18 protein-coding genes and 1 pseudogene are annotated in these 25,901 nt (G+C 74.0%); 5 read left to right on the top strand and 14 right to left on the bottom strand.

Annotated elements, in window-relative coordinates:
- Window positions 1-49: 49 nt before the first annotated feature.
- On the bottom strand, window positions 50-3,547 hold the full coding sequence (locus tag ACWD4U_RS30620) for a glycoside hydrolase family 9 protein (RefSeq protein ID WP_363459938.1): 3,498 nt from the start codon (window positions 3,545-3,547) through the stop codon (window positions 50-52).
- A 586-nt stretch (window positions 3,548-4,133) separates the two neighbouring features.
- On the opposite strand from ACWD4U_RS30620, the gene ACWD4U_RS30615 reads away from it, so the two are divergent.
- Window positions 4,134-4,667: an ATP-binding protein gene (locus ACWD4U_RS30615; protein ID WP_363459937.1), complete on the top strand. Its 534-nt coding sequence runs from the start codon at window positions 4,134-4,136 to the stop codon at window positions 4,665-4,667.
- Window positions 4,668-4,737: 70 nt separating this feature from the next.
- Here ACWD4U_RS30615 and ACWD4U_RS30610 read toward each other — a convergent pair whose 3' ends face one another.
- Window positions 4,738-5,943: a cytochrome P450 gene (locus ACWD4U_RS30610; RefSeq protein WP_363459936.1), complete on the bottom strand. Its 1,206-nt coding sequence runs from the start codon at window positions 5,941-5,943 to the stop codon at window positions 4,738-4,740.
- 150 nt (window positions 5,944-6,093) lie between these two features.
- Here ACWD4U_RS30610 and ACWD4U_RS30605 point away from each other — a divergent pair, with 150 nt between their 5' ends.
- The 3 genes from ACWD4U_RS30605 to ACWD4U_RS30595 all read left to right on the top strand — a co-directional run bounded on the left by ACWD4U_RS30605 (window position 6,094) and on the right by ACWD4U_RS30595 (window position 9,868).
- A complete protein-coding gene (locus ACWD4U_RS30605; protein ID WP_363459935.1) occupies window positions 6,094-7,875 on the top strand; it encodes a hypothetical protein in 1,782 nt (593 codons plus the stop codon).
- A 65-nt stretch (window positions 7,876-7,940) separates the two neighbouring features.
- Window positions 7,941-8,975, top strand: coding sequence for a DUF418 domain-containing protein (locus ACWD4U_RS30600; protein WP_363459934.1), 1,035 nt, complete (start codon window positions 7,941-7,943; stop codon window positions 8,973-8,975).
- Entirely contained in the window at window positions 8,972-9,868 is an 897-nt protein-coding gene (locus ACWD4U_RS30595) for an alpha/beta fold hydrolase (protein ID WP_363459933.1), read from the top strand. The genes ACWD4U_RS30600 and ACWD4U_RS30595 overlap by 4 nt, the downstream gene beginning before the upstream one ends.
- On the opposite strand, the gene ACWD4U_RS30590 is transcribed toward ACWD4U_RS30595, so the two are convergent.
- From ACWD4U_RS30590 to ACWD4U_RS30550, 9 genes and pseudogenes are all read right to left on the bottom strand, one after another.
- Window positions 9,754-11,025, bottom strand: coding sequence for a hypothetical protein (locus tag ACWD4U_RS30590; RefSeq protein ID WP_363459932.1), 1,272 nt, complete (start codon window positions 11,023-11,025; stop codon window positions 9,754-9,756). The genes ACWD4U_RS30595 and ACWD4U_RS30590 overlap by 115 nt on opposite strands.
- Window positions 11,026-11,039: 14 nt before the next feature.
- Entirely contained in the window at window positions 11,040-12,113 is a 1,074-nt protein-coding gene (locus tag ACWD4U_RS30585) for an FAD-binding oxidoreductase (protein ID WP_363459931.1), read from the bottom strand.
- Window positions 12,106-12,354, bottom strand: a complete 249-nt coding sequence (locus ACWD4U_RS30580) for an acyl carrier protein (protein WP_363459930.1) — start codon at window positions 12,352-12,354, stop codon at window positions 12,106-12,108. The genes ACWD4U_RS30585 and ACWD4U_RS30580 overlap by 8 nt, the downstream gene beginning before the upstream one ends.
- Window positions 12,355-12,359: 5 nt before the next feature.
- Entirely contained in the window at window positions 12,360-13,730 is a 1,371-nt protein-coding gene (locus tag ACWD4U_RS30575; RefSeq protein WP_363459929.1) for an AMP-binding protein, read from the bottom strand.
- Window positions 13,727-14,872 (bottom strand): acyl-CoA dehydrogenase family protein, encoded by a 1,146-nt coding sequence (locus ACWD4U_RS30570; protein WP_363459928.1) that lies wholly within the window; start codon window positions 14,870-14,872, stop codon window positions 13,727-13,729. Before ACWD4U_RS30570 ends, ACWD4U_RS30575 begins: the two co-directional genes overlap by 4 nt.
- Before the next feature lie 7 nt (window positions 14,873-14,879).
- A complete protein-coding gene (locus ACWD4U_RS30565) occupies window positions 14,880-16,244 on the bottom strand; it encodes a cation:proton antiporter (RefSeq protein WP_363459927.1) in 1,365 nt (454 codons plus the stop codon).
- Between the two features lie 25 nt (window positions 16,245-16,269).
- A pseudogene (locus ACWD4U_RS30560) lies at window positions 16,270-17,541 on the bottom strand (NAD(P)/FAD-dependent oxidoreductase); the annotation flags it as partial.
- 126 nt (window positions 17,542-17,667) lie between these two features.
- Complete coding sequence (locus ACWD4U_RS30555; protein ID WP_363459926.1) at window positions 17,668-18,246, bottom strand: CAP domain-containing protein; 579 nt, start codon at window positions 18,244-18,246, stop codon at window positions 17,668-17,670.
- Window positions 18,247-18,289: 43 nt separating this feature from the next.
- Window positions 18,290-19,387, bottom strand: coding sequence for a polyprenyl synthetase family protein (locus ACWD4U_RS30550; RefSeq protein WP_363459925.1), 1,098 nt, complete (start codon window positions 19,385-19,387; stop codon window positions 18,290-18,292).
- A gap of 170 nt (window positions 19,388-19,557) precedes the next feature.
- Between ACWD4U_RS30550 and ACWD4U_RS30545 the strand changes: the two genes are divergently transcribed.
- Window positions 19,558-20,568: a terpene synthase family protein gene (locus ACWD4U_RS30545; RefSeq protein WP_363459924.1), complete on the top strand. Its 1,011-nt coding sequence runs from the start codon at window positions 19,558-19,560 to the stop codon at window positions 20,566-20,568.
- A gap of 84 nt (window positions 20,569-20,652) precedes the next feature.
- Here ACWD4U_RS30545 and ACWD4U_RS30540 read toward each other — a convergent pair whose 3' ends face one another.
- The 3 genes from ACWD4U_RS30540 to ACWD4U_RS30530 all read right to left on the bottom strand — a co-directional run bounded on the left by ACWD4U_RS30540 (window position 20,653) and on the right by ACWD4U_RS30530 (window position 25,537).
- Window positions 20,653-22,008 carry a cytochrome P450 gene (locus tag ACWD4U_RS30540; RefSeq protein WP_363459923.1) on the bottom strand — a complete coding sequence of 452 codons (1,356 nt, stop codon included), beginning with the start codon at window positions 22,006-22,008 and terminating at the stop codon, window positions 20,653-20,655.
- 14 nt (window positions 22,009-22,022) lie between these two features.
- Entirely contained in the window at window positions 22,023-24,692 is a 2,670-nt protein-coding gene (locus tag ACWD4U_RS30535) for a terpene synthase family protein (RefSeq protein WP_363459922.1), read from the bottom strand.
- 272 nt (window positions 24,693-24,964) lie between these two features.
- Window positions 24,965-25,537: a hypothetical protein gene (locus ACWD4U_RS30530; protein ID WP_363459921.1), complete on the bottom strand. Its 573-nt coding sequence runs from the start codon at window positions 25,535-25,537 to the stop codon at window positions 24,965-24,967.
- Window positions 25,538-25,901 lie beyond the last annotated feature (364 nt).

Below are 25,901 nucleotides of genomic sequence, written 5' to 3'. Positions count from 1 at the left end.
TAGACCATGGCCGAGCCGATCACCGCGGGGCAGTGCTTGCCGGGGTGGGTCAGCCGGGGGTGCCGGGGACCACGAGGCGGTCGAGGTCGGGGGCGGCGCCGGAGGGGTTGGCGAAGGTGACGGTGTTGGTGCCGGCGGTCAGGGTCAGGGTGACCGTGACGGTGCCGACGGTGGTGAAGGCGCCGGTGGGCGCGAACGAAACGGTCTGGGCGGCCCCGCCGTTGACCGAGATGTCCGCGTTGCGGGCCGAGGCGGAGCCGTTGGTGTAGGCGACCTGGACCTGGTAGCTGCCCGCGGTGGCGACCGTGACGCCGTTGAAGGTCAGCGCGCCGGTTCCGGCGGTGACGGTGCCGAGGTAGCCGTCGCGGTTGCCGCCGGAGCAGGGCACGCAGGCGACGACGGTGGCCCGGCCCGTGCGGGTGTTGCCGGCGGCCTCGGCTTCGAAGCTGCCGCCGGAGGGTCCACTGCCGGTGACGGTGAGCGTGTAGGTGGCGGTGTGGGTGGCGGACGCCCCGGTGCCGGTGACGGTGATCGGGTACGTACCGGCCGGGGTGCTCGCCGCGGTGGTGACGGTGAGCGTGGAACCGCCGCCCGCGGTCACCGAGGCCGGGCTGAACGCGGCGCTCGCCCCGCCGGGCAGCCCGCTCGCGGTCAGCGCGACCGTCTGCGCCGCGCCGGAGGCCACGGCGGTGGAGACGGTGGCGGTGGCGGACTGACCCGCCGTCACCGTCCCGTTGGCCGGGGCCAGGGCGAGCGAGAAGTCGTCCGCCGGGGCGGTCGAGGCAGCGACATCGAGGGTGGTGTCGTCGAGGGTGAAGTTGGTGGTGCCGCCGTTGGTGTCGGTTTCGGTGCCGGTGAATTTGAGGGTGACGGTGCGTCCGGCGTAGGGGGTGAGGTCGGCGGTGTGCTTGGTGTAGCCGGTGGCCTTGTCGAGGTTGGTGTGGGTGGCGAGGGTGGTGATGACCGTGCCGTTGGTGTCGAGGAGTTGGGCTTTGAGGGTGTCGGGGGTGGCGGTGGTGGTGTTCTCGGTGGTGTCGACGTGGAGCCAGTAGGTGAGGGTGGTGGTGCAGCCGGCGGGGAGGGTGGCGGTCTGGGCGATGGTGTCGGTGTCGGCGGTGCTGTTGCCGTTGAACCAGGCGATCTTCGAGCCGGTGTGGGCGGGTTCGGCGGTGGTGGCGGTGGTGATGGGTTGGAAGCCGAGGGTGGAGGTCTGGGTCCAGGTGGGGGTGGTGTTCTCGAAGCCGGGGTTGGTGAGGAGTTGGGTGGCGGTGCAGGTCCCGCCGCCGCTGCTGGTGACGGTCAGGGTGTAGACGGCGGTGTGGGTGCCGCCGGTGGGGCCGGTGGCGGTGACGGTGATCGGGTAGCTGCCGGGCGCGGTGGTCGCGTTGACGGTCGCGGTGAGGGTGGATCCGGAGCCGGCGGTCACGGTCGCGGGGTTGAGGGAGACGGCGACGCTGCTGGGGGCGCCGCTGGTGGTGAGGGTGAGCTGTTGCGGGTTGCCGGTGGTGACGGCGGTGGTGAGCGCGGCGGTGGCGGTGCCGCCCTGCTGCACGCTGCCGCTCGCGGGGCTGAGGGACAGTGAGAAGTCGTCCGCCGGCGGGGTGGTGGTGCCGTTGGCGGCCTGCTGGAGCGCCGCGCCGATGATCGCCGAGCCGGTCATGTCGAGCGCGGGCTCGGAGGTCTGCCAGGAGCGGACGTCGTCGACGTAGCGGCTGCTGTGGCCGGTGTAGGCGTTGAACGGGTCGGCGCCGCCGGGCGGGCAGGCCTTCATGCCGGTCTGGTAGCTGCCGAGTCCGCCGCTGAAGATGCTGGAGGCGTTGGGCCCGTTGACCACCGCGCCGACCGGGATCGCGCCGGTGCCGTCGGTGGAGCCGTTGATGTTGGCGATCTGGTGCTGGATGCAGTGCGGGAAGGTGGTGCCCTCGCCGACCATGAAGCTGGTGCCCCAGGGGTTCGCGCCCATCAGCCAGTTGCGCTGCTGGGTGGCGTAGCCGTCGTAACTGCCGTCGCCGCTGGCCTGCTTGTACAGGGCCTCGACGGCGAGCAGGCCGAAGCTGTGCGAGTCGACGTCGAAGTCGGCATAGTTGGCGCCGGCGTGGAACATGTCGCTCGCCGCGTGGTCGGCGCCGACCTTGGTCTGCCGCTTGAGGTCGTTCACCAGGTCCGCGGTGGTGACGGCCAGGCCGCCGGGGTTGCCCGCGTTCTTGATCGCCTGGATCAGGTCGGCGTGGCCGAGCGCGCTGGTGTCGTACAGGTTGAAGGTGTCGCCGGTGTCGGTCGCGATGTAGCCCTTCGCGTAGCCGGCGGCGGCGGTCAGGTACGGGGTGGCGTTCTGGCCCAGCGCCTGGGCGGCGAGGGCGAGTTCGGCGCCGCCGAACTCCATGTCGTCGCGCCAGGTGGACTCGGGGTAGTAGTCGTTGGGCACCGCGGTGGTGAGGGTGCTCGGCGGGGCCGAGGTGTTCGCCATCGCGTACAGCGAGGTGGCGGCCTGATAGTAGGCCTGCGCCTGGGTCGGGTTGGCGGTCGCGTCGACCTGGGCGGCGAGCGCGAACGCGGCGGAGACCCGGCCGGCCAGGTTGGGGCTGATCTGCGCGCCGGGGTTGGCGGCCCGGAACACCGGGCGGTGGGCGGCGGCGTAGCGGTCGGCGGTGGCGGTGTCGCCGTCGTCCTTCTCGGGCAGCCGCCACAGGTCGTGGTCGCCGACGAAGCTGCCGGAGGCGTTGCCGGAGCCGACGCCGACCTGCAGGTACAGGGTCTTGGTGGACTGGTCCCACATCTTGTTCAGCCAGTCCGCGCCGAAGTGCGCCTCCGCGTTGAGCCCGGCGGGCGCGGCGGCGCCGAGGGCACGCTGGGCGGCGAACAGCACGGCGTCGCCGTAGGCGGTGGTGTGGGTGAACTTGAGGTAGTCGCCGGCGTCGGACCAGCCGCCGGCGACGTTCACCGGTCCGCCGACCTTGGACAGGTCGCTGTTGGTGATGACGTCGGAGCCGCCGCTCTGGAACGACGGCGTCGCGTAGACGTTGGCGGTCGCGTCGTTGAGATGGGCGGGCTTGCGGCCGAGCGGCCCGGCGATGACGCTGCCGCCGTCGCGCTGGCCCTGGACGAAGGTCAGGCCGTCGGCGACGAACTTGCCGTACAGGCCCGCCGCGTCGGTCACCTTGAAGTTCGGCGAGGAGGCGCTGACGCCGCCGGTGACCACCACGTGGTAGGTGCCGGGTGTGGTGAGCCCGCCGATGGTGATCGGGTAGACGGCGGGGTACGCGGTGTTCCACGAGCCGAGGCTGGTGGTGCCGACGGTGCCGGTCTTCACGGTGGCGCCGGTCGAGTCGACCACGCTGTAGCTCGCGGAGGAGACCGCGGCGGAGGTCATCAGGTAGGCCTGCTTCGTCTCGCCGGCCAGGAAGCCGGTCTGGTCGATGCGGACCAGACCGGTGGTGGCGGCGTGCGCGGGGGCGGCGGCGAGTGCGAGCGGGGCGGTGGCCAGCGCGGTGGCGAGCAGGGCGGTGAGGGCGGTGCGCCTGCCGGAGGGTTTCGTGGGGGTGACCATCAGCTGCTCCCATAGTTAGGAAGAGTTCCTTACTAAGCCAGGAAAGCTAGAGCCCTGGCCGGACCCGGTCAAGGCGTACGCGTGAGTTGGCCTTCACGGAACTGAACCCGCCCGGCCGCCACGGCCGTTCCCTCCGGGGCACTACACACCACGAAGGGGAACCACCTGCGATGACACCGCCCACGAAGCACCGAGTCGGCATCTGGGTCCTGCGCGGCCTCGTCATGGTCGCGGCGCTGCTGATCCTGCCGCCGCTCGTCGGCGCGCTGGTCTACCTGACCCGCTAGGGCTTGTCTGACAATTCCCGCCGCGCGCGCGACGCCGGGCATCCCGCCTGGACGCACGCCCGAATCACCCAAGTACGTCCAGTACGAGGGCGACTCGGGCGCACGCCCAGCCGGGCGCCCAACGCCGCGCGCTGATGCGACGCGAATTGTCAGACAAGCCCTAGGGTCGGCGTTCGCCTCCGGCGGAAGGATCATCAACCGCCGGACGGGGTCCGTCCGTTGTACTCCGGTGAGGACCGTGTGCCGCGCGTCGACTCCGCGGCCACGTCCACCCGGGCCGCACCCCGTAGGAGCACGCCATGAACGGCACCGATCACCGCACAGATCGCCGCACCGACCGCGGCGTCGACCTCGACCTCGACCTCGTCCTCGACCCGTTGCCCACCCGCTGGCGCTCGCTGGCCGTCCTGAGCGACGACCCGTCCTGCGCCCGGGCGGCGCGGGAGATGGTGCGCCGCGCACTGACGGACTGGGGCCTCGGCGAGCTCGCCGACGACGTCGAGCTGTGCGTCTCCGAACTCGTCGGCAACGCCGCCCGGCACGCCGCGCCGGACGAACGACTGGTCAGCTCCGGCGTGCAGCGGCAGGTCACGGTGGCGCTGCGCACCCGCCCGTGCTGGCTCTTCCTGGACGTCACCGACCAGGACTCGCGCGCCGTACCGCTGCCGACCGGCGCTGCGGAGTCCGCCCCGGACGACGGGCGGCTGGCCTGCGGCGGGCGCGGGCTGCAGATCGTCCGGGAGCTGTCCGACCACCTGTGCTGGGCGCCCCGGGTGGGCGGCGGCAAGACCGTCTCGGCGCACTTCGACACCGTGGCCCGCACCGAGCGCTGACGACGCCGACCGGGGGCAGTGCGACCGGCCGAGCGCCGGGGCGGTCGGCCCGCGGGGCAGCGCGGTCGGCTCACCACATCACGGGCAGCTCCACCAGGCCGTGGATCAACGCCCGCTCCCGGTAGCGGAGTTGTTCGAACGGCACGGCGAGGCGCAGGCCGGGCAGGCGGCGCAGCAGGGTGCCGAGCATGATCTGCAGTTCCAGCCGGGCCAGCGGCATGCCGAGGCACTGGTGGGCACCGACGCCGAAGGCGACGTGCCGGCGGGCGTCGGCGCGCAGGTCGAGGGCTCCGGGTGTGGTGAAGACCGCGGGGTCGCGGTTGGCGACGGGGAGCATGCACAGCACGCCCTCCCCCGCCCGGATCGGCTGCCCGCCGATCTCGGCGTCCACCACGGCGACGCGCGGGATTCCGGGGTCGCCGACCACGGTGACGTAGCGCAGCAGTTCCTCGACGGCGTTCGGCAGCAGGGCGGGTTCCGCGCGCAGCGCGGCGAGCTGGTCGGGGTGGCGGAGCAGGGCGAGGACGGCGAGGGCGGCCATGTTGGCGCTGGTCTCGTGTCCGCCGACCAGCAGGACGCGGGCCATCGCGGCGGCCTGGGCGGGGGTCTGGCCCTCCTCGTTCACCAGGGTGGAGACGATGCCGTCGTCGGGTTCGCGGAGTCTGGCCTCGGCGAGTTCCTCCAGGTAGCCGACCAGGTCGGTCCAGCCGGCGGCGGTCTGCTCGGGGGTGGCGGAGTGGTCGACCAGGGTGCGGCTGCGGTCCTGGAAGAAGTCGTGCTGCTCGTACGGGACGCCGAGCAGGTGGCAGATCACCAGCGAGGGCACGGGCAGCGCGAAGGCGGTGATCAGGTCGGCGCCGTCGCCGGCGGCGAGCATCGCGTCGACCACCCGGTCGGTGATCTCCTGCACCTTGGGGCGCAGCTCCTCGGTGCGGCGGGCGGTGAAGTGCCGGGTGACCATGCGGCGCTGCCGGGTGTGTTCGGCGCCGTCGAGGCGCACGAACGGGGGCTCGCCGGTGAGCACGAACTTGCGGGCGGCGAACGGGAACGGGAAGCCGGGTTCGCGGGCGTCGGCGGAGAACCTCGGGTCGGCGAGGACGCTGCGGACGTCCTGATGGCGGGTCACCATCCAGGGCCGCGAACCGTCCAGCAGGGTGACCCGGCGGACCGGGTCCTGTTCGCGGGCCTGTTCGTAGGCCGGTGCGGGGGCGAACGGGCAGGCGCCGCGCGGTTCCGGGAAGACGCCCCGGTCGGTCGGATGCGAGGGGGTGGTCATCTCTGCGGCGCCCTCCGTCGGGACCGCGCGCTTCGCGCGGGCTCTGCCAGGACTACGGCCCGGGCGGTGGTCCCGGTTCACCCTGAACCCGATTCGTTGCGGAGCCGTCCTCCAGGTGTCGAAGACCGGCGACCCGATGCGAGGAGTGCCATGCGTCCGCCCCGTCCCGGCCGGCGTGCCGCGGCTGCCGCCGCCGTCCTGTGCTGCCTGCTGGCGGTGCCGGTGCCGCCCGCCCCCGCCGCCTCCCCGAAGCCGGCTGCGAGCCGCGACGCGGCGGGCGACCCGGCCAGCTGGCTGGCGTTCACGGGCGGGCGGTTGGTGTACGGGCAGGACGCCCGGGGCAATCGCGTCCCCGACTTCTCGTCCGCCGGGTACGCGGGCGGAACCCGTCCGCTGCCGACGGCCGCCGATGCGGTCACCCTGCAGCCCGCGGCGTCCGGCGACGACACGGCGCGCATCCAGCAGGCCCTGGACCGGGTGGCCGCGCTCCCGCCCGGCCCGGGCGGTCTGCGCGGCGCCGTCCGGCTGGCCGCCGGCCGCTACCGGGTCGGCAACCCGCTGCGGATCACCGCCTCGGGCGTGGTGCTGCGCGGCGCGGGCAGCGGCTCCGACGGCACCCTCCTGCTCGCCTCCGGCGACCCGCGGGCCCTGGTCGAGCTGGCCGGCACCGGCGAGCCGACCCGCTCCGGCCCGGCGCACGCCGTCGCCGACGCCTACGTCCCGGTCGGCGCGAGCGTGCTCACCCTGGACTCGGCGGCCGGCCTGACGCCCGGTCAGCAGGTGGTCGTGCAGCGGCCGCAGGAGGACGGCTGGATCCACGCGATCGGCATGGACGCGATCCCGGCCCGCGACGACGGCACCGCGTCCCACCCCTGGCCGGCCGGCGCGGGCCTGCAGTTCCGACGCACCGTCACCGCCGTCGACGGCAACCGGATCACCCTGGATGCGCCGCTGACCAACGCCCTGGAGCGCGAGTACACCCACGCGGTGGTCTGGCCGTACGCGTTTCCGGGCCGGATCTCCCAGGTCGGGGTGGAGTCGCTGAGCGCGGACGGCTTCGCCTTCACCGAGGCGGCGGGCTACGACACCGGCGGGTACTTCAAGGCCGCCCTCGCCCGCTTCTCGGCCGTCCAGGACGGCTGGCTGCGCGATGTCACCGCCGACCGGTTCGGCGCCGGGATCGGCTCCATCGGCGACAGCGCCTCCCGCATCACCTTCGCCGACACCGCCGCGACCCGGATGGACCAGGCGATCCCGCAGCGCGCCCCGTTCGCGCAGCCTGCCGCGTACTCCGTCGACGGCCAGCAGAACCTGGTCACCGGCTGCCGCGTCACCGGCAGCAACCTGCACGCCTGGACCACCGGCCCCCGGGTCGCGGGCCCCAACGTCTTCACCCGGTGCACCTCGGAGAACACCGGCCGCTTCCGCCTCGACGCCGGTCCGCACCAGCGCTGGGCCACCGGCACCCTCTACGACTGCCTCACGATGCGCGGCTCCCGCGGCCCCGCCGACGACCTCGCCCTCACCGACCGCAGCAATGCCGGCTCCGGCCAGGGCTGGGCCGGAGCCAACCAGGTGATGTGGAACGCCGACGTCGACTACTTCGCGATCCAGCAGCCGCCCACCGCCCACAACTGGGCCTTCGGCACCCGCGGCACACCGGTGGCCGACCAGGCGGACGGTATCCGCGTCTCCGACGGCGCACCGGTCGAGCCGGCCTGCCTGTACCCCCAGCAGCTCGCCGAGCGGACCTCGGCCGGTGCTCCACAGCCGGTTCCTGACGCACCGTCGGGCGGGCCGGGCGCCGCGCCGTCCGCTCCGGCCGCCGCGTCGCCGTCCGAGGGGGACGCGATCTGGCCCTTGGCGGCCTCGGCCGTGCTGCTGGCCGTCGCCGTGGCGGCCGTGGCGGTGCTGCGGCGCCGCGGGCGGTGAACCCGGGCGGGGGCGGGGCGCGTACTCCGAAGCGACGCGTTCCCGACACCCGAGGAGACCTCCGCGTGCAGCCGACCCTGCGACGGCCCCGCATCGACGACCTCGACGCCCTGCGCGGATTCGCCCTGTGCGGCATCCTGCTGGTCAACGTCCCGCAGCTCACGCGGATGCCCGGGGCCGTCGAGCCCGGCCGGCTCCACCCCGTCCGCGAGGCGCTCGACCTGACGGTCCAGTACCGGTTCTTCCCGATCTTCTCCTTCCTCTTCGGGTTGAGCTTCGCCCTGTTCTTCGACAGCGCAGCCGCCCGGACCGGCTTCCCCTTCCCGGTCGTCGCCCGCCGGCTGCTCGCCCTCGGCCTGCTCGGCGCCGCCCACCAACTGCTGCACCCGGGCGAGGCGTTGCTGCCCTATGCGATCGCCGGCCTGCTGGTGCTGCTGCCCACCGCCCGGCTTCCCCGCCCGGCACCGCTCTACGCGGGCGCCGCGCTCACGCTGGCCGGGTGCACGCTGGCCGGCGGCGGCCTGGCGCTGATCCCGGGCCTGTTCCTGCTCGGCTCGGCCACCGCCCGCTACGGCATCGCCGAGACCATCGCCGCCCGCACCCGCCAGCTCACCGTGGTCTTCGCACTCGCCGCGCCCGCGGCCGTCGCCGCCACCGTCTGGCAGCACCGCACCTGGCTGGACGCCGTCGCCTCCCGCTCGGCCACCGTGGCCGGCCTCCTGACGGCGCTCGCCTACACCTCCGGCTTCCTGCTGTGGCTGCGGACCCCCCTGCGGCCCGCGCTGACCGGGTTCTTCGCCCCGCTGGGGCGGATGGCGCTGACCAACTACGTGTCGGCGACGGTGCTGGTGCTCGCGGCGTCCCCGCTTCTGGGCCTGCACGGCTCCGACCGGTGGTACCGGGCGCTCGGCCTGGCGGTGGCCGTCCTCGCCGTCCAGGCGGCGGCGAGCCGCGCGTGGTTGGCCGGGCACCGCTACGGCCCGCTGGAGTGGTTCTGGCGCTGCGTCACCTGGTGGGAGCCGGTGCCACTGGCACTGCGCCCAGGGGCCCGGCCGTCGGCCGGTCGACCGGCCGGGGAACCCGCCGGGAGGCAGCGATGAGCGCTTCGCAGACCGGACGGCTCCGGGTGCCCGGAGCCGTCCTCCACTACAAGGTCCGGGGGTCGGGCCCGCTGCTCCTGCTGCTGCCGAGCGGCGGCGGCGACGCGGACACCCCGGACGGCATCGCCGACGTGCTCGCCGAGCGGTACACGGTGCTGAGCTACGACCGGCGCGGCCTCTCGCGCAGCGGGCTCGACGACGACGCCCCGCCGCCCTGCCTGGAGACGCACAGCGACGACGCACAGCGGCTGCTGGCCTCCCGCACCGAGCACCGGGCGCTGGTGTTCGGTTGCAGCACCGGCGCGGTGATCGGGCTCGACCTGGCACTGCGTCACCCCGGGCGGGTGCGCACCCTGGTCGCGCACGAGCCGCCCGCGGTGACGCTGCTCGACGCGGCGGAGCGGGAGGCCGCACTGCGCCTCCAGGAGCGGATGGAGGCCACCTATCGGGCCGAAGGGCGGATCTCGGCGCTGCGGACGTACGCGAAGGCGCTCGGCGGGGGTCTGATGGACCGTGAGCCGGGGGTGGTGTGGTCCCGGCCCGGTCCGCGGGAGATCGCCAACATGGACCGCTTCCTCGCCCACGACGCGGGCGCGACCTGCCGCTACAGCCTCACCCGGGTCGGCCGTGCGGCGCTGCGGACGTCACCGGTGCGGATCGTCCCGGCCGTCGGGGCGAGCTCGGCCCGGTCGACGGCGTACCAGGGCGCCGTCGCGCTGGCCGGCCTGCTCGCGTGCGAGCCGGTCGAGTTCCCGGGCGGCCACGAGGGCTACCTGACTCACCCGAGGGCGTTCTCCGCGGCGCTCCACGCGCTGCTCGACGGGAGCGCCACCCCGCCGTCCGTGCCGACGTCACCGGCCGCACCGTCCGCACCGGCCCACCGCAGCGCCTGACGCAGGTCACCGTTGGACAGGCCGTGGCGGGCGAGGAACATCCGCGGGTTGAAGTAGACGACCACGCGCGGACGTCCGTCGGCGCGCCGTTTGGCGCTGACGAAGGTGTGCGCGTACCGCTCGGCGGCCAGCGGCCGCCGGGTGAGGGCGTCACGGCAGCGCCGGTACGCGGCTGCGGCCTCGGCGCCGACGCCGAACTCGGTCAGGATCCGCTCGACCAGGGCCGCGGCCTCGGCGTCGCTGCGGCACAGCGGCGGCAGGGCGAGTTGGTGGACCGCCGATTCGATGGCGCCGGGAACCCCGTCCGTCATGGACAGGTAGGTGCCGGCCGGCCAGTGCCGACGGCGGTTGGACAGCCACTGCATCCGGTCTCGCGCGGAGGTGCCCGGGGGCCAGCTCGAGGCGGCGGCCGCCCCGACCGCCGCTCGGACGAGCGCGGCCGCCTCCCCGGGAGCGTGGTCGGCGGCGAGGCGGCCGAGCCGCTCCAGCCGGTCGGCGGTCAGCTCGCCGCGGTGCTGGACGTACAGCTTGGTGCGCGCGGCACCGGTCTCGGTGAGGTCGAGGCTGAGGTAGGAGACGGTGTCCTCGGGGTGCAGGGCGGCGCTGATCCGCTGCCGCTGTGCGGAGAGGCCCAGCCGGTCGAGGGCCTCGGCGCCGACCGGGCCGAGCAGGCCGGCACCGGAACTCCCCGCCCAGAAGTAGAGCTTGACGGCGGGTCGGCCGCGCTCGGACCAGCCCATCGCGTGGTAGGTCGCCATCGACTGGTGCCGAGGCAGCGGCCCGTCCACCCGGAACAGGTCCTCCACCCGGCGCAGCCGCTCCAGTGAGAGGCCGAACCGGCTGCCCAGCCGCTCGGTCAGGTCGCTCGCGCTGCGCCAGTAGGCGGGTGCGGTCGCGGGGGAAGCCTGGGCCTCCACCGCGACGCCCAGACCGGTGAGGCGGTCCTCCAGCACCACCGAGAGCTCCAGCGGGGTGCTGTCAGCGGTCGCGTACGACCACCGGGGTGGCCGGTCGATCCGCCGCGAGCCCCACGATCCGCTCAGCAGACGGTAGTTGTCGACGATCTCGGGTGCCCGGGCGGCGAGACCGGCGGCCTCGCACAGCGCCCGGACCCGGGACTCGCCGTACTGGACCATGGTCGGTGCAGGAGTCTCCATCCGGTCTCCCGCGGTCAGGCGCTCGCCAGCGCGCGGGACAGCGGGCCGCGCACCAGGATGCCGTCGGGGTCGAAGCGCCGTTTGAGCGCGGCGAAGTCGCGCAGGGTCGCCTCGCCGTAGTGGCTCCGGTAGTCGAAGTCCTCGAACACCAGGTCGGCGGAGGCGTAGCGCCGGAAGCGGTGGTCGGAGCCGGTCCACGTGGAGATCTCCCGGCTCAGGCCGCGCAGTGCCTGCCAGTCGGGGTGCTCGGGGAGGTCGCCCCACTCGCCGACCAGGGCGAGGTCTCCCCGGTGGGCGGAGAGCAGCGGGGGTGTGAAGGAGACGAACCGGATCCGCCGTTCGAAGGTGGCCAGGCGCGGCTGCCACAGGTGTCGATAGGGCATGCCGATCCTCCGTAGCGCCATCCTGGCCTCCGCCGCACATTCCGCCGGGACGTACGTCTCCAGCCACACGCGCTTGGGCGTGTCCGGCACCCGGGGTTCGATCCGGCCGGTGCGGCCGAGCGGGTAGACGGGTGTGGCGCCTTCGCGGGGCGCGATCGTGAGGGTGAGTCGGACGGCGATGCCCAGCTGGCCCATGGACCCGAACAGCCACCGGAACAGCTCGTCGCCGGGCCGGACGGTGATCGGCTCGCCGGTGCCGGTGACCAGCACCACTTCGGTGACCTGTTCCCAGAAGCCGCCGTACTGCTCGGCGCCCGGGCCGACCCCGCCGGCGCTGAGGTACCCGCCCACGGTGGCCGCCGGGCCGCCCTCGTTGTGCATGCGTAGCGTGTAACCGAGGGAGTTCAGTAGGGAGTTGACGTTCAGGACGGTTGCCCCTCCGCCCACCGTGATGGTGCCCTCGGCCGCGAAGTGGTAGCCGTCGAGTGCCGTGGTCGGTATCAGCAGCTCGCCGGGGAGCGGGATGTTGGTGCCGTTCATGGCGCAGGCGTTGCCGCGCACGCGCACCCCGAGTCCGGCGGCCCTGGCCGCCAGCACCGCGTCGCTGACCTCCGCTCCGCTGGTGGGGTGCACCAGGTGGTAGGAGCCGGCCGAGCGGCGGTAGCCCGAGTGCTCGGAGAGCGGGGCCGACGAGGTGTCAAACACCGGCGACCCTCCTGGCGGCGATGATCCGGGCGAGCTTGCCGATGGTGTCCCAGTCGGTCGGCGGCAGGTCCTCGATCAGGACGCCGTAGGTGTCGTGGACGTGCACCAGCAGTTCCTCGACGCTCAGCGAGTCGATGATCCGGTACTCCAGCAGCGGGGTGTCGACGGTGAGTTCGAACTCCTCGTCCTCCAGCAGGCTCTCGGCGATGAAACGGTGGATTGCGCGTTCGATGTCGTTCACGGTGGTCAGTCCTCCTGTGGTGGTGTGCAGAGGGTCAGCAGTTGTCGGCGGTCGACCTTGTCGTTCGGGGTGCGTGGCAGCCGGTCGAGCCAGTCGAGCCGGTCGACGACCAGGTGGCGCGGGAGCCGTTCGGAGAGGAAGCGCTTGACGTCGGTGGCGGAGACGCCGGGCCCGGCCGTCTGCCGGGCCACCGCGAAGGCGTGCAGCCGTGCGCGGAGTCCTTCGCCGGCCACGACCACGGCGGCGTCGGTGATCGCCGGGTGGGCGAGCAGGGCGCTCTCGATCTCGCCGAGTCCGATCCGGTGCCCGCGGACCTTCACCAGGTGGTCGCGCCGTCCGACGTACTCGTAGGCGCCGTCGGCGCACCGGCGGACGATGTCGCCGGTGGCGTACGGGCCCCGGTGCGGCGGGCGGCCGTGGTAGCCGGCCATCACGGTCGGGCCGTCGACCAGCAGTTCGCCCTCCTCGCCGACGGCCGCCTCGCGGCCGTCGGGACGGACCGCCCGGATCCGGTTGCCGCAGCAGGCGGTTCCGATCGGGACCGGGGTGGTGCGGTCGGCGGGGAGCGGCGTGACGCGGTGGTAGGCGCACACGTTGGTCTCGGTGGGGCCGTAGAAGTTCAGCAGTTCCAGGTCCGGCTGGTGGTTCTGGAGCGCCCGCAGCGGGCCGATCGGGAACACCTCGCCGGCGAAGACGACGGCGCGCAGCGGCAGCCTGCCGCGGGTCAGCAGCCCGCCGTACTCGATCATCAGGACCAGCGCGGAGGGCACCGAGTACCAGACCGTGAGGCGGTGCCGGTGGACCAGGTCGACCAGCGCACGGCCCGGTGTTCCCGGCGGGATGAGGTGCACGCCCTTGGGCGGGCCGGTCGAGCCGGAGGTGTAGAGGATGTAGGCGAGGTCCTCGGCTCCGCCGTCGGCCTGCGGCGCCGGGCCGCCGCCGTTGCCGGTGCCCGGGTGGCGGCCGTAGCCGGACCGGCCGGGGCCGCCGGGCGGCGTGGTGAGCACGGCCGGCCGGTGCTCGGCGGGCAGTGCCTCGTCGAGCCGGGCGAGCCGCTCCTCGGTGGTGACCAGTGCCGCCGGGGCGCAGTCGCGTATCAGGGCGGCCGCGCGCGGGGCGGGGGCCAGGGGGTCGAGCGGCACGTAGGCGGCGCCGGTCCGCAGTGCGGCCTGGAGCACGGCGACGGTGTGTGCGCTCTTGTCGAGCCAGACCGCCACCCGGTCGCCGGGCCACACGCCGAGGGCGCGCAGTTCGGCGTCGATGCGGTCGGCGAGCGCGTCGAGTTCGCGATAGCTGAGGGTGCCGTCGGGACCGCTGACGGCCGGTGCGTCGGGGTGCGCGGCGGCGGCGTCGATGACCAGCTGTTCGAGTCTCACAGGCCGACGCTCCGGGCGATCAGGTCGCGGTGGATCTCCGAGGTGCCGGAGAAGATCCGGGCCGCGACGGCGTCCCGCAGCTGCTGTTCGATGCCGGTCTCCTGCATCACCCCGCTGCCGCCGTGGAGTTGCACGGCGTCCAGCGCGCCTTGGACGGCGGCCTCGCTGATCGCCAGCTTGGCGAGTGACACGTCGAGGGTGGCGTCCTCGCCCTGGTCCCGGCGCCAGCAGGCGCGGTACAGCAGCAGCCGGCAGGTTTCGAGTCTGAGCTTCATGTCCGCGATGCGGTGGGCCACCGCCTGCTGCCTGGCGAGCGGCTTGCGGAACTGCCGGCGGGTGGTCACATGGGCGATGGTGTGCTCGAGCTGACGGTCCATCACCCCCACGTAGGCGGCGAACAGGCAGGACCGCTCCCACTCCATCGAGCGGGCGAAGATGCTCCGCCCGGCGCCCTCCGGACCGAGCCGGTTCGAGTCCGGCACGCGGCAGTCGTTCAGGTAGACGGCGGCGACCGGGGAGGTGGTCAGGCCGGTCTTCGCGAACGGCGCTCCGATCCGCAGTCCGGGGGTGTCGCGGTCCACCAGGAAGGCGCTGATGCCCAGGTAGCCGGCGGCCGGGTCGGTCATCGCGTACACCAGGAAGACGTCCGCCACCGGCGCGTTGGTGACGAAGCTCTTGGTACCTGACAGCACGTAGTGGTCGCCGTCGCGCACCGCCGAGGTCCGCAGGGCGTAGACGTCCGAGCCAGCCTCCGCCTCGGTGATGGCGTTCGCCGCGATCAGCTCGCCGGTGGCGAGCCGGGGCAGGTAGCGCTGCTTGAGCGCCTCGTCCCCGTGTTCGGCGATCGGCATCGCGCAGGCCAGCAGGTGGGCGCAGGCCGAGAAGACCAGGCCGGTGTCGGTGCAGCCCTTCCCGAACGCCTCGATCGCCAGTGCGGTGTCGAGCGAGTCCAGGCCGAGCCCGCCGTGGCCGGTCGGAACGCTCAGCCCGAGCAGCCCGAACTCGCCGCAGCGGCGCCACTCCTCGGCGCCGAACCGGTGCTCGGGTTCGCGCTGCGCGGTGCTCGCGTTGAGCGCCTTGGTGCAGAACTCCAGGGTGCGTTCGGCCAGCAGGCGCTGGTCCGGGGTGAGGGCGAAGTCCATCGGCGGGTCACCTCTGCTGCGGTGCGACGGGCGTGCGCCAGTTCGCGGGAGTGAAGGGGAGGTCGCTCTGCGCGGCGAGCGCGCGCCGGCGGCGGGCCTCCTCGTCGGCGGTCGGTGTGATCCGGCGGGTGGCGTACCCGAGGATCGGCGGGGCCATGACGGAGGTGAGGATCGCCGTCAGGATCACGATGGTGTAGACGCTCGGCGTCAGGATGCCCAGGCGCAGCCCGGCGGTCGCCACGATGATCTGGATGACGCCGCGGGCGTTCATGCCGGCCCCGACCGCCAGGGCCTCCCACCGCCCCAGCCGCCCGGCCCGGGCGCCGAGGAACGCGCCGGCGAACTTGCCGGCCACGGCGACCAGCAGGACGCCGGTCGCGGTGGCGAGCACCGTCGGCCGGGCCAGCGCGGCCAGGTCGATCCGCAGCCCGGCGGAGGCGAAGAACAGCGGCGCGAGGACGCCCAGGACCACCGTGCGCAGCGGTGCGACGCCGCCCGCCCCGGCCGTTCCCGCGCCGCCGAGCAGCAGGCCGGCCAGGAACGCGCCGAACATGGCCTCCAGGCCGAGGGCGTGGGTGCCGGCCGCGCACAGTACGACCAGGGCGACGGCGGTCGCCGCTGGTGCGCTGCCCGCACGGCGGGCGGCCCACCGGGTCAGACCGCGCACCAGCGGACGGCCCAGGGTGGCGGCGAGTGCCAGGACCAGGGCGACCCGCACCACCGACCAGGCCGCGGCCGAGCCGTCCACGCCGCCGGTCGCCATCGCGGACACCACCGCGAGCAGCAGCCAGCCGATCACGTCGTCGATCATCCCGGCGGCGAGCGTGAGTTGGCCGACGTCGCGGTGGAGCAGATCCATGTCGGCGAGGATCTTCGCGATCACCGGGATGGCGCTCACGCACAGGGCCACGCCGAGGAAGAGCGCGAACACGAGCCGGTCCGCACCGTCCGTCAGCAGCGGTCGCGGCACCAGGTAGCCCGCCGCGATGCCGAGGCCGAGTGGCACGACCAGGCCGGCCACGCCGACGCCGAGCGCCGCCGCGCCGCGGCGGCGCACCAGGGCCGTGTCCATCTCTGTGCCGGTCACCGCCACCAGCAGGATGACGCCGAGTTGGCCGACCGCGTCCAGCAGGTGGAACTGGTCGGACACGGGCGGCAGGAACCACCGGGACAGCTCCGGGGCGGCGCGGCCGAGCAGGGTCGGCCCGACCAGCACGCCGGCCGCCAGCTCGCCGACCACCGCCGGCAGTCCGATCCGGCCCGCCAGTTGGCCCAGGACCAGCGCCAGGAGCAGCAGGACGCCGAGTTGCAGGAGGAACAGCAGGAGTTGATGGGCCGGCAGGGGAGGGACGGGAAGAAGGTTCGACGGCACGGGATCTCCAACCGCTGACGGGGTCTCAGGTACGCGCGAACATCGACCCGGCGCTGGTGGAGCCCAGGTGTTTGTGCCACGGGTGGTTGGGGTTCTGCTCGACCTTCGCGAGGACCTCGCGCATCGCGGCGAGCGCGGCGGGCTCCGCGCCGTCGTAGACGTCGCCCTGCAGCACCTTGATCACCTCGACCCGGTGCTCCGGGTCGTGCAGGAAGGCGCTGAACAGCACGTTGAGCCGGTAGTAGACGGAGATGAACTCGTACCAGTGGCGGACCGCCGAGCGGAGTGTCGTCTCGTACGCCGAGAACCGGGCCCGGCCGAAGTCGCCGGCCCGGGCCGCGGCGATGATGTCCTGCGCGGCCAGCCGGGCTCCATTGAGCGCGATGCTGACGCCGCTGGAGAAGATCGGGTCGACGAACCGCGCGGCGTCGCCGATCAGCAGCCAGCCGTCCCCGGTCAGCTCCCGCATGGAGTAGCTGTAGTCCCCCTCGGCTTTGAAGGGGCGCACCCGGGACGCTGCTCGCAGGGCGTCCCCGAGGGCGGGCCGCGAGTCGACCGACTCCCAGAAGAAGCTCTCCAGGTCGCTCGCGGCCGCCTTGAACCGGCTCTTCTGGGTGACCACGCCCACGCTGGTGACGGTGTCGGTGATCGGGATCTGCCACACCCAGGTGTCGGTCATCGGCAGGAAGTGGATGACGATGTGCTCGCCCGCCCCGTCGGTGCCGTTCACGGCCTCCCGGTCGAGTCCTTCGAACCAGGCGTGGATCGCGTACTGGTCGAACACCGGATCGGCCGTCTTCAGCCTGAGTTGCCGGCCGAGGAGGGTGCCGCGGCCGCTGGCGTCCACGACCATCCGGGCCCGGACCGTCGACTCCGCGCCGTCGGCCCGGTAGACCACCTCCTTGACCTCGCCGTCGAGGTCCACCCGCTGGACGCGTGCGCCCTGGAGCACCGTGGCGCCGAGTTCCGCCGCGTGGTCGAGCAGCAGCTCGTCGAAGCGCCCCCGGTCCACGTGGAAGGTGTAGTCGAGCTGGACGCCCGGCTGTTCCCGCTCCGCGAACTGGACCTCGGCCACCGAGAGCCGGAAGCGGCGCCGGCGCGCGCGGTACCCGGCCTCCGGGACCTCGTCGTCGAGCGCGGACGTCCAGACCGCGCCGTACTTGCGCGGGAACCCTTCCTTGTCGACCTTCTCCAGCACGCCGATCTCCGAGAGCACCGGGGTCGTCGCGGGCACCAGCGACTCCCCCACGTGGGCCCGCGGGAATCGCTCCGCCTCCAGCACGATGCAGCGAATGCCGGCCTTGGCGAGTTACGAGGCCATGGCCGAACCGGCCGGTCCGCCACCGATGACGGCAACCTCGTAGTCAGAGTCGGACATCGCGTTCCTTTCCGTCGAGGGCCTCGAGCCCGCGGTGGGCGTTCATCAGAGCGGGTAGCCGAAGTGCTGGGTCCACCACGGGCCTTCGGGGGTGCCGTCCGGTCCGTGGTGGAGGCCGACCCCGAGGGTGCGGGCCTCGGGGTGGAGCAGGTTGCGGCGGTGGCCGGGGCTGTTCCACCAGGCGTGGACGACCTCGTGGGCGGTGCGCTGGCCCATGGCCAGGTTCTCGGCGGCGGGCTGCGGGTAGCCGGCCGCGCGCATCCGGTCGCTGGGGGTGGCGCCGTCCGGGGCGACGTGCGCGAAGTAGCGGCGGGCGGCCATGTCGGCGCTGTGCCGGCGGGCGGAGGTGCGCAGCCGCTCGTCGACGGTGAGCACCGCCAGGCCCGCGCGGCGGCGCCGTTCGTTGACCAGCACCAGCACGGCGTCCTCGACCTTGGTCCGCGCCGCGTCCCCGCCGGTCGGCCGGACCGCGCTGCGGGCCTCCTGCCACGGCTCCTCCACCGCGACGGCGGCCCGCACCGGTGCGGGAGCGGCGGGCGGTGCGGGTCGTGCGGCGGCGGGTCGCCGTTGCGGCGTGCTGCGGGCGGGTTTGCGGTTGCCGCGGGTGGGCTTCCTCTTCGGCAACGGATCCTCCGGCGCGCTGGGATGTGACGGTCGGTCAGCGTGGCTACACGACGCGGACGGTGGCGGTGTCGGCGAAGTCGACCAGCGCCTGCGCCGCGGCGGCGGGGATCGGCGCGGCGACCAGTGCGGCGAGCGCCTCGGCGCGGCGTTCGTCGATCCGCCGCTCGATCGCGGTGCGCGCACCGGTCGCCTCCAGCACGGCCCGCACCCGCGTGGCGTCCTCCTCGTCCAGCTCCGGGTCGCCGACCAGCGTGTGCAGGGTGTCGCGCTGGTCGGCGTCGGCGCGCTGCAGGGCGAGGGCGAGCAGCAGCGTGTGCTTGCCTTCGCGCAGGTCGTCCAGGCTGGACTTGCCGGTCTCGTCGGGGCTGCCGAAGACGCCGAGCAGGTCGTCGCGGAGCTGGAAGGCCTCGCCGATCGGCAGCGCGTAGTCGGTGAGCGCGGCGGCCACGGCGGGGCCGCCGCCGGCCAGGGCGGCACCGAGCTGGAGGGGGCGTTCGACGGTGTAGCGGGCGGTCTTGTAGCGGATGACGGTGAGCGGCCGTTCGGTGTCGTCGGCGGGCGCGGTGCCGGCCACCACGTCGAGGTACTGGCCGTACATCACCTCGGCGCGCATCGCGTCGATCACGGGCCGGGTGCGGGCCTGCTGATCAGCCGTCAGGGCGGCGCCGGCCAGGAGTTCGTCGGACCAGACCAGGGCGAGGTCGCCGACCAGGACGGCGCCGTTCTCACCGATCCGGTCGGCACCGGGCACGTCCGCGCCGTTGACGTCCGCGCCGTGCAGGGCGGCGAGGGCGCGGTGGATGCTGGGGCGGCCGCGGCGGGTGGCGGAGCGGTCCATCACGTCGTCGTGGATCAGTGCGAAGGCGTGGAACATCTCCAGCGAGGCGGCGACCTGGACCACCCGGGCGGGCGGTGCGGGGTCGCCGCCACCGGCGAGCCAGCCGATCACACACAGCTGCGGCCGCACCCGCTTGCCGCCGTTCAGCAGGAACTCACGGAGCATCCCGGCGAGTTCGGCGGGCAGCCGGAGGCTGTCGGCAGCCCTGACCTTGTCGGCCATGAAGGCGTCCAGCCGGGCATCGACCTCCCGGCGGATCACGGCGGGGTCCAGCAGGGCGGCGGGGAGCGCGGAGACGGTCACGGCCGGGTTCCTCCTCGGTGCGGCGGGACGGTGGAGCACTCCTCCGGACAAACGGGGCCCGCGGGGCGGCGGTTCACCGGGCGGGGGCGGCGCGTCGAACCGGCCCGGCGAGTCGGCCGTTCCTCCCGGTCGGGACCCCTGATCCGACGCTTCACCTTGCTGGAGGAACCGTGCCGCAGGACATCGACTACCCGTTCCCGCCGGCACCGCCGCGCGCCGACGAGCTGGTCGACCGGCTGAACGCGCGTTCGCTGGCGTGGGCGACCGCGCACGGACTGCTCACCGGCGCCGATGCGCGCGCCCGCTACGACGCCTGGGACATCGCCGCGCTCTCCTATTACCTCTTCCCGTCGGCCGACGAGGAGGGCCTGCAGCTCTACACCGACCTGCTGGGCTACTGGTTCCTGCTGGACGACCAGTTCGACGGCCCGCTCGGCGCCGATCCGGCCCGCGCCGCCGCCGTCGGCGAGGAGCTGATCGCGCTGCTCCACCTGCCGGCCGGCGCCCCGGTCCCGGACTTCCCGCTCGCCCGGGCCTTCGGCGAGCTGTGGCCCCGGCTGCGCCACGGCATGTCGCCGTCCTGGTGCGGCCGGATGACCCACCTGTGGGAACGCTTCTACGCGTCGATGGCCCACGAGGCGGTCTTCCGGGTCGAGCGCCGCCCGCCGACGCTGGACGACTTCGTCGAACTGCGCCGCGAGTCCGGCGCGATGGAGATGGTGGTCGAGATGATCGACCGGATCCGCGGCGTCGAACTGCCCGCGTCGGTCCGCTTCAGTCCGCTCCTGCAGCGCCTGCGCGGCATCGCCATGGACGTCCCGGTCTGGCTGAACGACGTCTACACCCTGGAACGCGAGGAGGCCCGCGGCGACACCGCCAACCTGGTCCTGGTGATCGAGCACCAGCTCGCCTGCGACCGCGTCCGCGCCCTGGACACGGCCGGCGGCATGATCACCGGCGCCCTCGAGGACTACGCCGAACTCTCCGACCAGATACCCGAGTTGGCCGGCCTGCTGGGCGGCGTGGCGGCCCTCGACGAGTACGTCTCGGTCCACCTGCGCACCATCATGGACGGCTACTACCACTGGGAACGCCGCACCATCCGCTACCAGCGCGCCCACGAACTCCCCGCCGACGGCCCGGGCTACCTGGAGGACCTGCTGGCCTCTCCCGTGCGCTGACACCTCGACAGCGGCGGCCCCGAACTCCCTGCCCAGGGGGTTCGGGGCCGCCGCTGTCGGCGCGTCAGGCGCCCGGACCGGGCATCAGGTGCGGGCGTGGGGAAGCATCGTGAACGGGGACGGGGAGATGGTGACGGCCGGGACGGGACGGACGTCGCAGCCGGGGCTGGGGGTGAGCTGCCAGCGGGCGAGGAGGGTCGCGAGGACGACGGGGATCTCGGTCATCGCGAAGGTGTCGCCGAGGCAGAGCCGGTTGCCCATGCCGAAGGGCAGGTACGCGCCGCGCGGGAGGTCGGCCGTCTCGGGACGGTCCCAGCGGTCGGGGTCGAAGCGGTCGGGGTTCGGGAACAGCCCCGGGTGACGGTGCATCAGGTAGGGGCTGACGATCACCTCGGTGCCGGTCGGGAACGGGATGCCGGACAGTTCCACGGGTGCGATGGCGCGGCGCATGAAGAGGCCGGCGGGCGGGTACAGGCGCAGGGTTTCCTTGACCACGTTGCCGAGGTGGTGCAGGCGCGGGACGTCGGCGACGGCGGGCGCGCGCCCGGCCAGCACCTGGTCGATCTCCTCCCGGACGCGGAGCTGGTGCTCGGGGTGGGCGCCGAGCAGGTGCAGGGCCCAGGCCAGCGAGTGGGTGGTGGACTCCATGCCCGCGGCGAGGATGTTGACCAGATCGTCGCGCAGCTGCTCGTCGGGCATCGCCTCGCCGGTCTCGGCGTCCCGGGCGGCGATCAGCATGGACAACAGGTCGCCGCGGTCGGTCCGATCGGCGCGGGCCTCGGCGACCACCCGGTCGAGGACGCCGCGCAGCCGGTGGATGGCCTGGTCGAAGCGGCGGTTGCCGGGGGTGGGCAGGCGTTCCAGGAAGGTCAGCGGGGAAACCGTGCGGCGGGCGATCACCTCCTGGATGACCGGCATCGACCGCTGGGCCTCCAGGGCGGCCCACCCACCGAGTTCGGTGGAGAACAGGGTGCGGCCGAGGACCGCGATCACCAGGTCGTACATCTCGGCGGGCACGTCGACCGGTCGGCCGGCCCGCCAGGAGTCGGCGGTGGCGGCCGCGCCCTCGGCCATGATCCGCACGTAGCCCTCGATCCGCTGCCGGTGGAAGGCGGGCTGGACCAGGCGGCGCTGGCGGAGGTGGAAGTCGCCGTCGGAGAGCATCACGCCGTTGCCCAGGAACGGGCGGGCCTTGTCGAAGAGCCGGCCCTTGTGGAAGGAGCGGGCCTCCCCGACCAGCACCTGCCGGACGAGCTGAGGGGTGGTCACCACGAAGGCGGGGTGCGGGCCGAGGCCGATCCGCACCACCTCGCCGTGCGCGGACAGTGACTCCAGGAAGGCGAGCAGCCCGCCGCGGCGCATCCGCAGGCCGTGGCCGAGGCCGGGCAGGCCGCCGGGGGCGAGCGGCGCGGTCGGCCGGGCGAGGGTGGTCGAGGTCATCGTGGCGGTTCCCTTCAGCCGGAGACCGGCGCGGCAGCGGTGAGCGGCGCGGCAGCGGCGAGCGGCGCGGCAGCGGCGAGCGGCGCGGCAGCGGCGAGCGGCGCGGCAGCGGCGAGCGGCGCGCCGGTGGTGTGGGTGCGGTAGCGGCCGGAGGCGAGCAGCCAGCCGAGGTGGGTGCCGGGGAGTTCGGCCTGGACCCGGGCGAGCAGGCCGACCGAGGACACGGCCGCGCCGAGGACGCGCTCGGACCGGGCCAGCAGGGCGCGTTCGGCGCGTTCCACGTCGGCCATCCGCTCGGTGATCGCGGCCCGGACCAGGCCGACGGCCTGGTCCGGCTCCAGCTCGTGGTGGTGCCGCACCACGGCGACGTAGTTGGTGGGGTCGCCGCAGGCCGACTCGCGGTCGGCGGAGGCGATGTCGTTGCACCAGGCGGTGACGTCGTTGACGGCGTCGGTCAGGTTGGTCCAGTCGGCGGCCAGCTCCGGCGGCATCTCGCAGCCGTACAGCTGCTCCAGCAGGTAGAACGCGGCCGGGCAGTTGGCGTCCCGGCGCAGCTGCCGGTACTCGGCGGGGCTGGGCAGTTCACCGCGGCTGCGCAGTTCGTGCTGGCGGACCGCGGCGTCGCGCTGCTTGGCGAGGTGGAAGACGAAGCGCTCGCGCCAGTGCGCGGAGGCGCCGGACGCGGTCCGCCGCCACAGGTCCGCGAGGGCGAGCTGGGCCGGCTCGGCGGGGTCGGCGAGGCCCTCGCCGCGGACGATGGCGAGGTAGGGCTCCCAAGCGGCCCGGACGTCGGCGGGGCCGAGTTCGGACTGCTCGTCGAAGTGGTCGTCGAGGTGGAACACCCAGAGGATCCACTGGCCGAACAGCGCGGTGCGGCCGGGCAGCGCGCCGGGCACCATCCGGGCGGCGGCCTGCTCGAAACCGGCGGCATCGACGCGGTCCCGCTGCGCCTGATCGCGGATCAGGCCGAGGTGTTCGGCCCAGCCGAGCACCTCGGCGCGCACCGGGGCGAGGTCCTCGGTCGGGGCTTCGGGGACACGGATGCCGAAGTGCGTGCCCCGACCCGCGGCGGGCGCGCCGTCGCCGTCGCCGTCGCCGTACAGCCCCAGGCGGGACCACAGGTGGCCGATCGCGAGCAGGGTGAAGATCTCGCCGAGCGCGGGCACCGTGAAGCGGAACGGGCGAGGGCCGATGGAGTCGGAGACGGCGTCGAGTTCGCCGTGCTCGCCGATCCGGTCGAGCAGGAAGCGGGCGCCGCGGGCGGCGGGCCCGGGGTCGTCCTGGACGCACAGGGCGATCAGCGCGTAGGCGGTGGAGACCGCGTCACTGGGCTCGCCGGGCTGCATGCCCCAGCCGCCGTCGGGGTTCTGGGCACCGCGGACGGCGTCCAGCGCGCGGGCGGCGATCCGGCGGCGGGCGGCGGTGTCGGGCAGGCCGGCCCGGGCGGTGGCCAGCAGGGCGCGGAACAGCGTGTGGTGGCGGCTGGCGCTCCAGTCGGGCGGGAACGACCCGTCCGGACGCTGCCGGTCGGCGAGGTACCGCAGGCCCTCGGCCAGCAGCTCGTGGTGGTCGGCGGGCCGGGCGGACAGCGCGTTCAGCGCGGCCGCCGTCATGCACGCTTCGGACGGCGCGCCGGCCACGTAGGTGGGCCAACCGCCGTCGGCGCCCCGGATCGCGGTGAGGTAGCCGAGCCCGGTCTGGATGTCCACGGCGTACCGGGCGGGATCGACCGCCTGCAGGGCCTCCAGCGCGACCGACACGTCGTCGACGTCGGCGAGTTCGGCCCGCTCGGTGTAGGACCAGCCGCCGTCGGGGCGCTGCAGAACGGCCAACCGGTCAGCGGTGCGCCGCAGTTCGGCGTCCGGCAGGCCGGTGGCGTGCAGCGCGAGGACTGCGGTGGCGGTGCACCAGGTGTCGGTGTCGGTCACGAACGGCAGCCCGCCGTCAGCACGCTGATGCGGCGTCAGCCGGGCGATGCCGTCCGCGACCAGGTCGCGGAAGCCGGGCAGCGGGGCGAGGGCGTGCAGCACGGAGAGGTGGATGAGCAGGTTGCCCTCCCAGATGCCGTCCTGGCCGGTGAGGGTGGCCGCGAGGAGCGCGAGGTCGGTCTCGGCAACGGCCTCGGGGTGGTCGGTGGCGGTCGCCAGGATCACCTTGACGGCGGTGTTCTGGACCTCGGCCCAGCTGTGCAGGCCGTCGGCGGCGAACGCGGCGGGGTCGAACGCGAGGGGCGCGGGCGTTGTCCGGCCGGCGTCCGCGGTGCCGGGGGTGCCGGGGGTGCCGGGGGTGCCGGCGGTGCCGGGGGGACCGAACAGTGACCAGAGGGCGGCCAGGAGGGCCCGCTTGCGGGAGCCGGTGAAGTCGGGGGACCGGGCGAGGGTGTCGGCGACGATGTCGGCGGGGAGGGTGCCGGCGCCGTCCAGGGCGGCGGTCGCGAGCAGCCGGTCGATGTCGCCGGGGCCGCCGGGGCCGGTCGCGGCGGCCCTCAGGTAGGCGGTGAGGCCGGGGCGGCAGGGCGAGGGCTCGCCGGTGCGGTCGAGCAGGCGCAGCGCGAGGGCGGTCTCCAGGACACGGCTGCGGCAGGGGTCACGCAGGGTGCCGTCGGCGTCGATCCGGGCGGCGACGCGGGCGCGCAGCCGCAGTCCGGCCTCGTGGAGTCCCTCGGGGAAGCTTCCTTCGGCCATTCGGGGCGCCGGTACGCTCCGCGGTCCACTCTCATACGGCTCTCCTCTCGTCGGCGGGCCACGGAGTGCTCACCGTGCCCGCGTGGCGGCGATCACCGGGCGGAACGGGCCGTACCGCGCCCGCAGTTCACTCCTTCTCCGGGTGAACCGGGATGCCTGGCACGACCGTCGACATCGGTGGGAACGGGTCGGGCCGGCAGGCAGGGCTCGACGGCCACCGGCAGGCCCGGGCGGCGAGCACGCGATGACGGCCCGTCAGTGGCCCTGGTGGCTCAGCCGAAGGCGGAGTCCCAGCCGGAGCTGGTGCTGCGCGGGGTGGCGGAGTCGCCGGTGGTGGTGCCGTAGTCGGGCGTCGCGGGACCGCCCGAGGTGGTGGGGGCGCCGTAGCGGGTCGGGGCGTCGGAGGTGGTGACGGTGCGCTGGGTGCCGGAGGTGGGGACGCCCGCGGTGGTCCGGCGCAGCGCCGCGGAGACGGTGGCGGAGCGGGCGGGCGTGGGCGTCGGGGTCTGCTCGGGCTTCTCCAGCCGGTCGACGCGCAGCACCAGGTTGCGTTCGGTGCGATCGCCCGGCCAGTCGACGTCCTTGCTCCGGACGATCTGGCTGCGGCCGCCCTCGACGTACGTCCACTTGCCCTGCACGGCACGGATGTTGGGCCGCCAGTTGCCCTCGTAGAGGTGTTCGAGGGCGAGTGAGAAGCCGGGCGCCTCGATCAGGCGGCTCTCCCCCACGGTGCCCTCGATCACGATCGGTGCGCCGGCGCCGGGCACCGTCACCACGGCCCGCTGCGGAAAGTCCGCCGCCACCGCTGTCACCGTGATCCGGCACGGCCCCTGATACCAGGCCATGGGTCTCCTCCCAATCGGTGGCGCGCCGCACCCGAACGCCGGCCGCCCACGGCGGGGAGAACGGCCCGGGGCATCCAGCCGGTTCGACGGGCGGTGCGCGCGTCCGCGTACCCATCCGCTGGTGTCGTTCACTGTCTGTGAGTGAACCCTGGTCGATGGAGGTGTCGTTCCTCTGGGGAAGGCCGGTTGGGGAAGGCCGGTGTCTGCCGCGGTCGGTGGCGATGTCGAATAGGTGGTTGTTGTCGTGTCGATCAATCCTTCGCCTGAGATCGCGGGGTTCTTCTCGTTCGTGACGGGGATGCCGTGGCCGGAGGCGGATGAGGATCTGATGCGGTCGGTGGCGGACGACTACTACGCGGTGGCG

The organism is Kitasatospora sp. NPDC002522 (assembly GCF_053595195.1).
Note: the sequence above shows the minus strand (reverse complement) of the source record. Positions and strands in the feature narration are given on the sequence as shown.

Coding starts and splice junctions, on each gene's coding strand:
- ACWD4U_RS30620 (WP_363459938.1), bottom strand. CDS start 3,547: ATGGTCACCCCCACGAAACCCTCCGGCAGGCGCACCGCCCTCACCGCC.
- ACWD4U_RS30610 (WP_363459936.1), bottom strand. CDS start 5,943: ATGACCACCCCCTCGCATCCGACCGACCGGGGCGTCTTCCCGGAACCG.
- ACWD4U_RS30570 (WP_363459928.1), bottom strand. CDS start 14,872: ATGGACTTCGCCCTCACCCCGGACCAGCGCCTGCTGGCCGAACGCACC.
- ACWD4U_RS30595 (WP_363459933.1), top strand. CDS start 8,972: ATGAGCGCTTCGCAGACCGGACGGCTCCGGGTGCCCGGAGCCGTCCTC.
- ACWD4U_RS30590 (WP_363459932.1), bottom strand. CDS start 11,025: ATGGAGACTCCTGCACCGACCATGGTCCAGTACGGCGAGTCCCGGGTC.
- ACWD4U_RS30535 (WP_363459922.1), bottom strand. CDS start 24,692: ATGGCCGAAGGAAGCTTCCCCGAGGGACTCCACGAGGCCGGACTGCGG.
- ACWD4U_RS30615 (WP_363459937.1), top strand. CDS start 4,134: ATGAACGGCACCGATCACCGCACAGATCGCCGCACCGACCGCGGCGTC.
- ACWD4U_RS30605 (WP_363459935.1), top strand. CDS start 6,094: ATGCGTCCGCCCCGTCCCGGCCGGCGTGCCGCGGCTGCCGCCGCCGTC.
- ACWD4U_RS30540 (WP_363459923.1), bottom strand. CDS start 22,008: ATGACCTCGACCACCCTCGCCCGGCCGACCGCGCCGCTCGCCCCCGGC.
- ACWD4U_RS30530 (WP_363459921.1), bottom strand. CDS start 25,537: ATGGCCTGGTATCAGGGGCCGTGCCGGATCACGGTGACAGCGGTGGCG.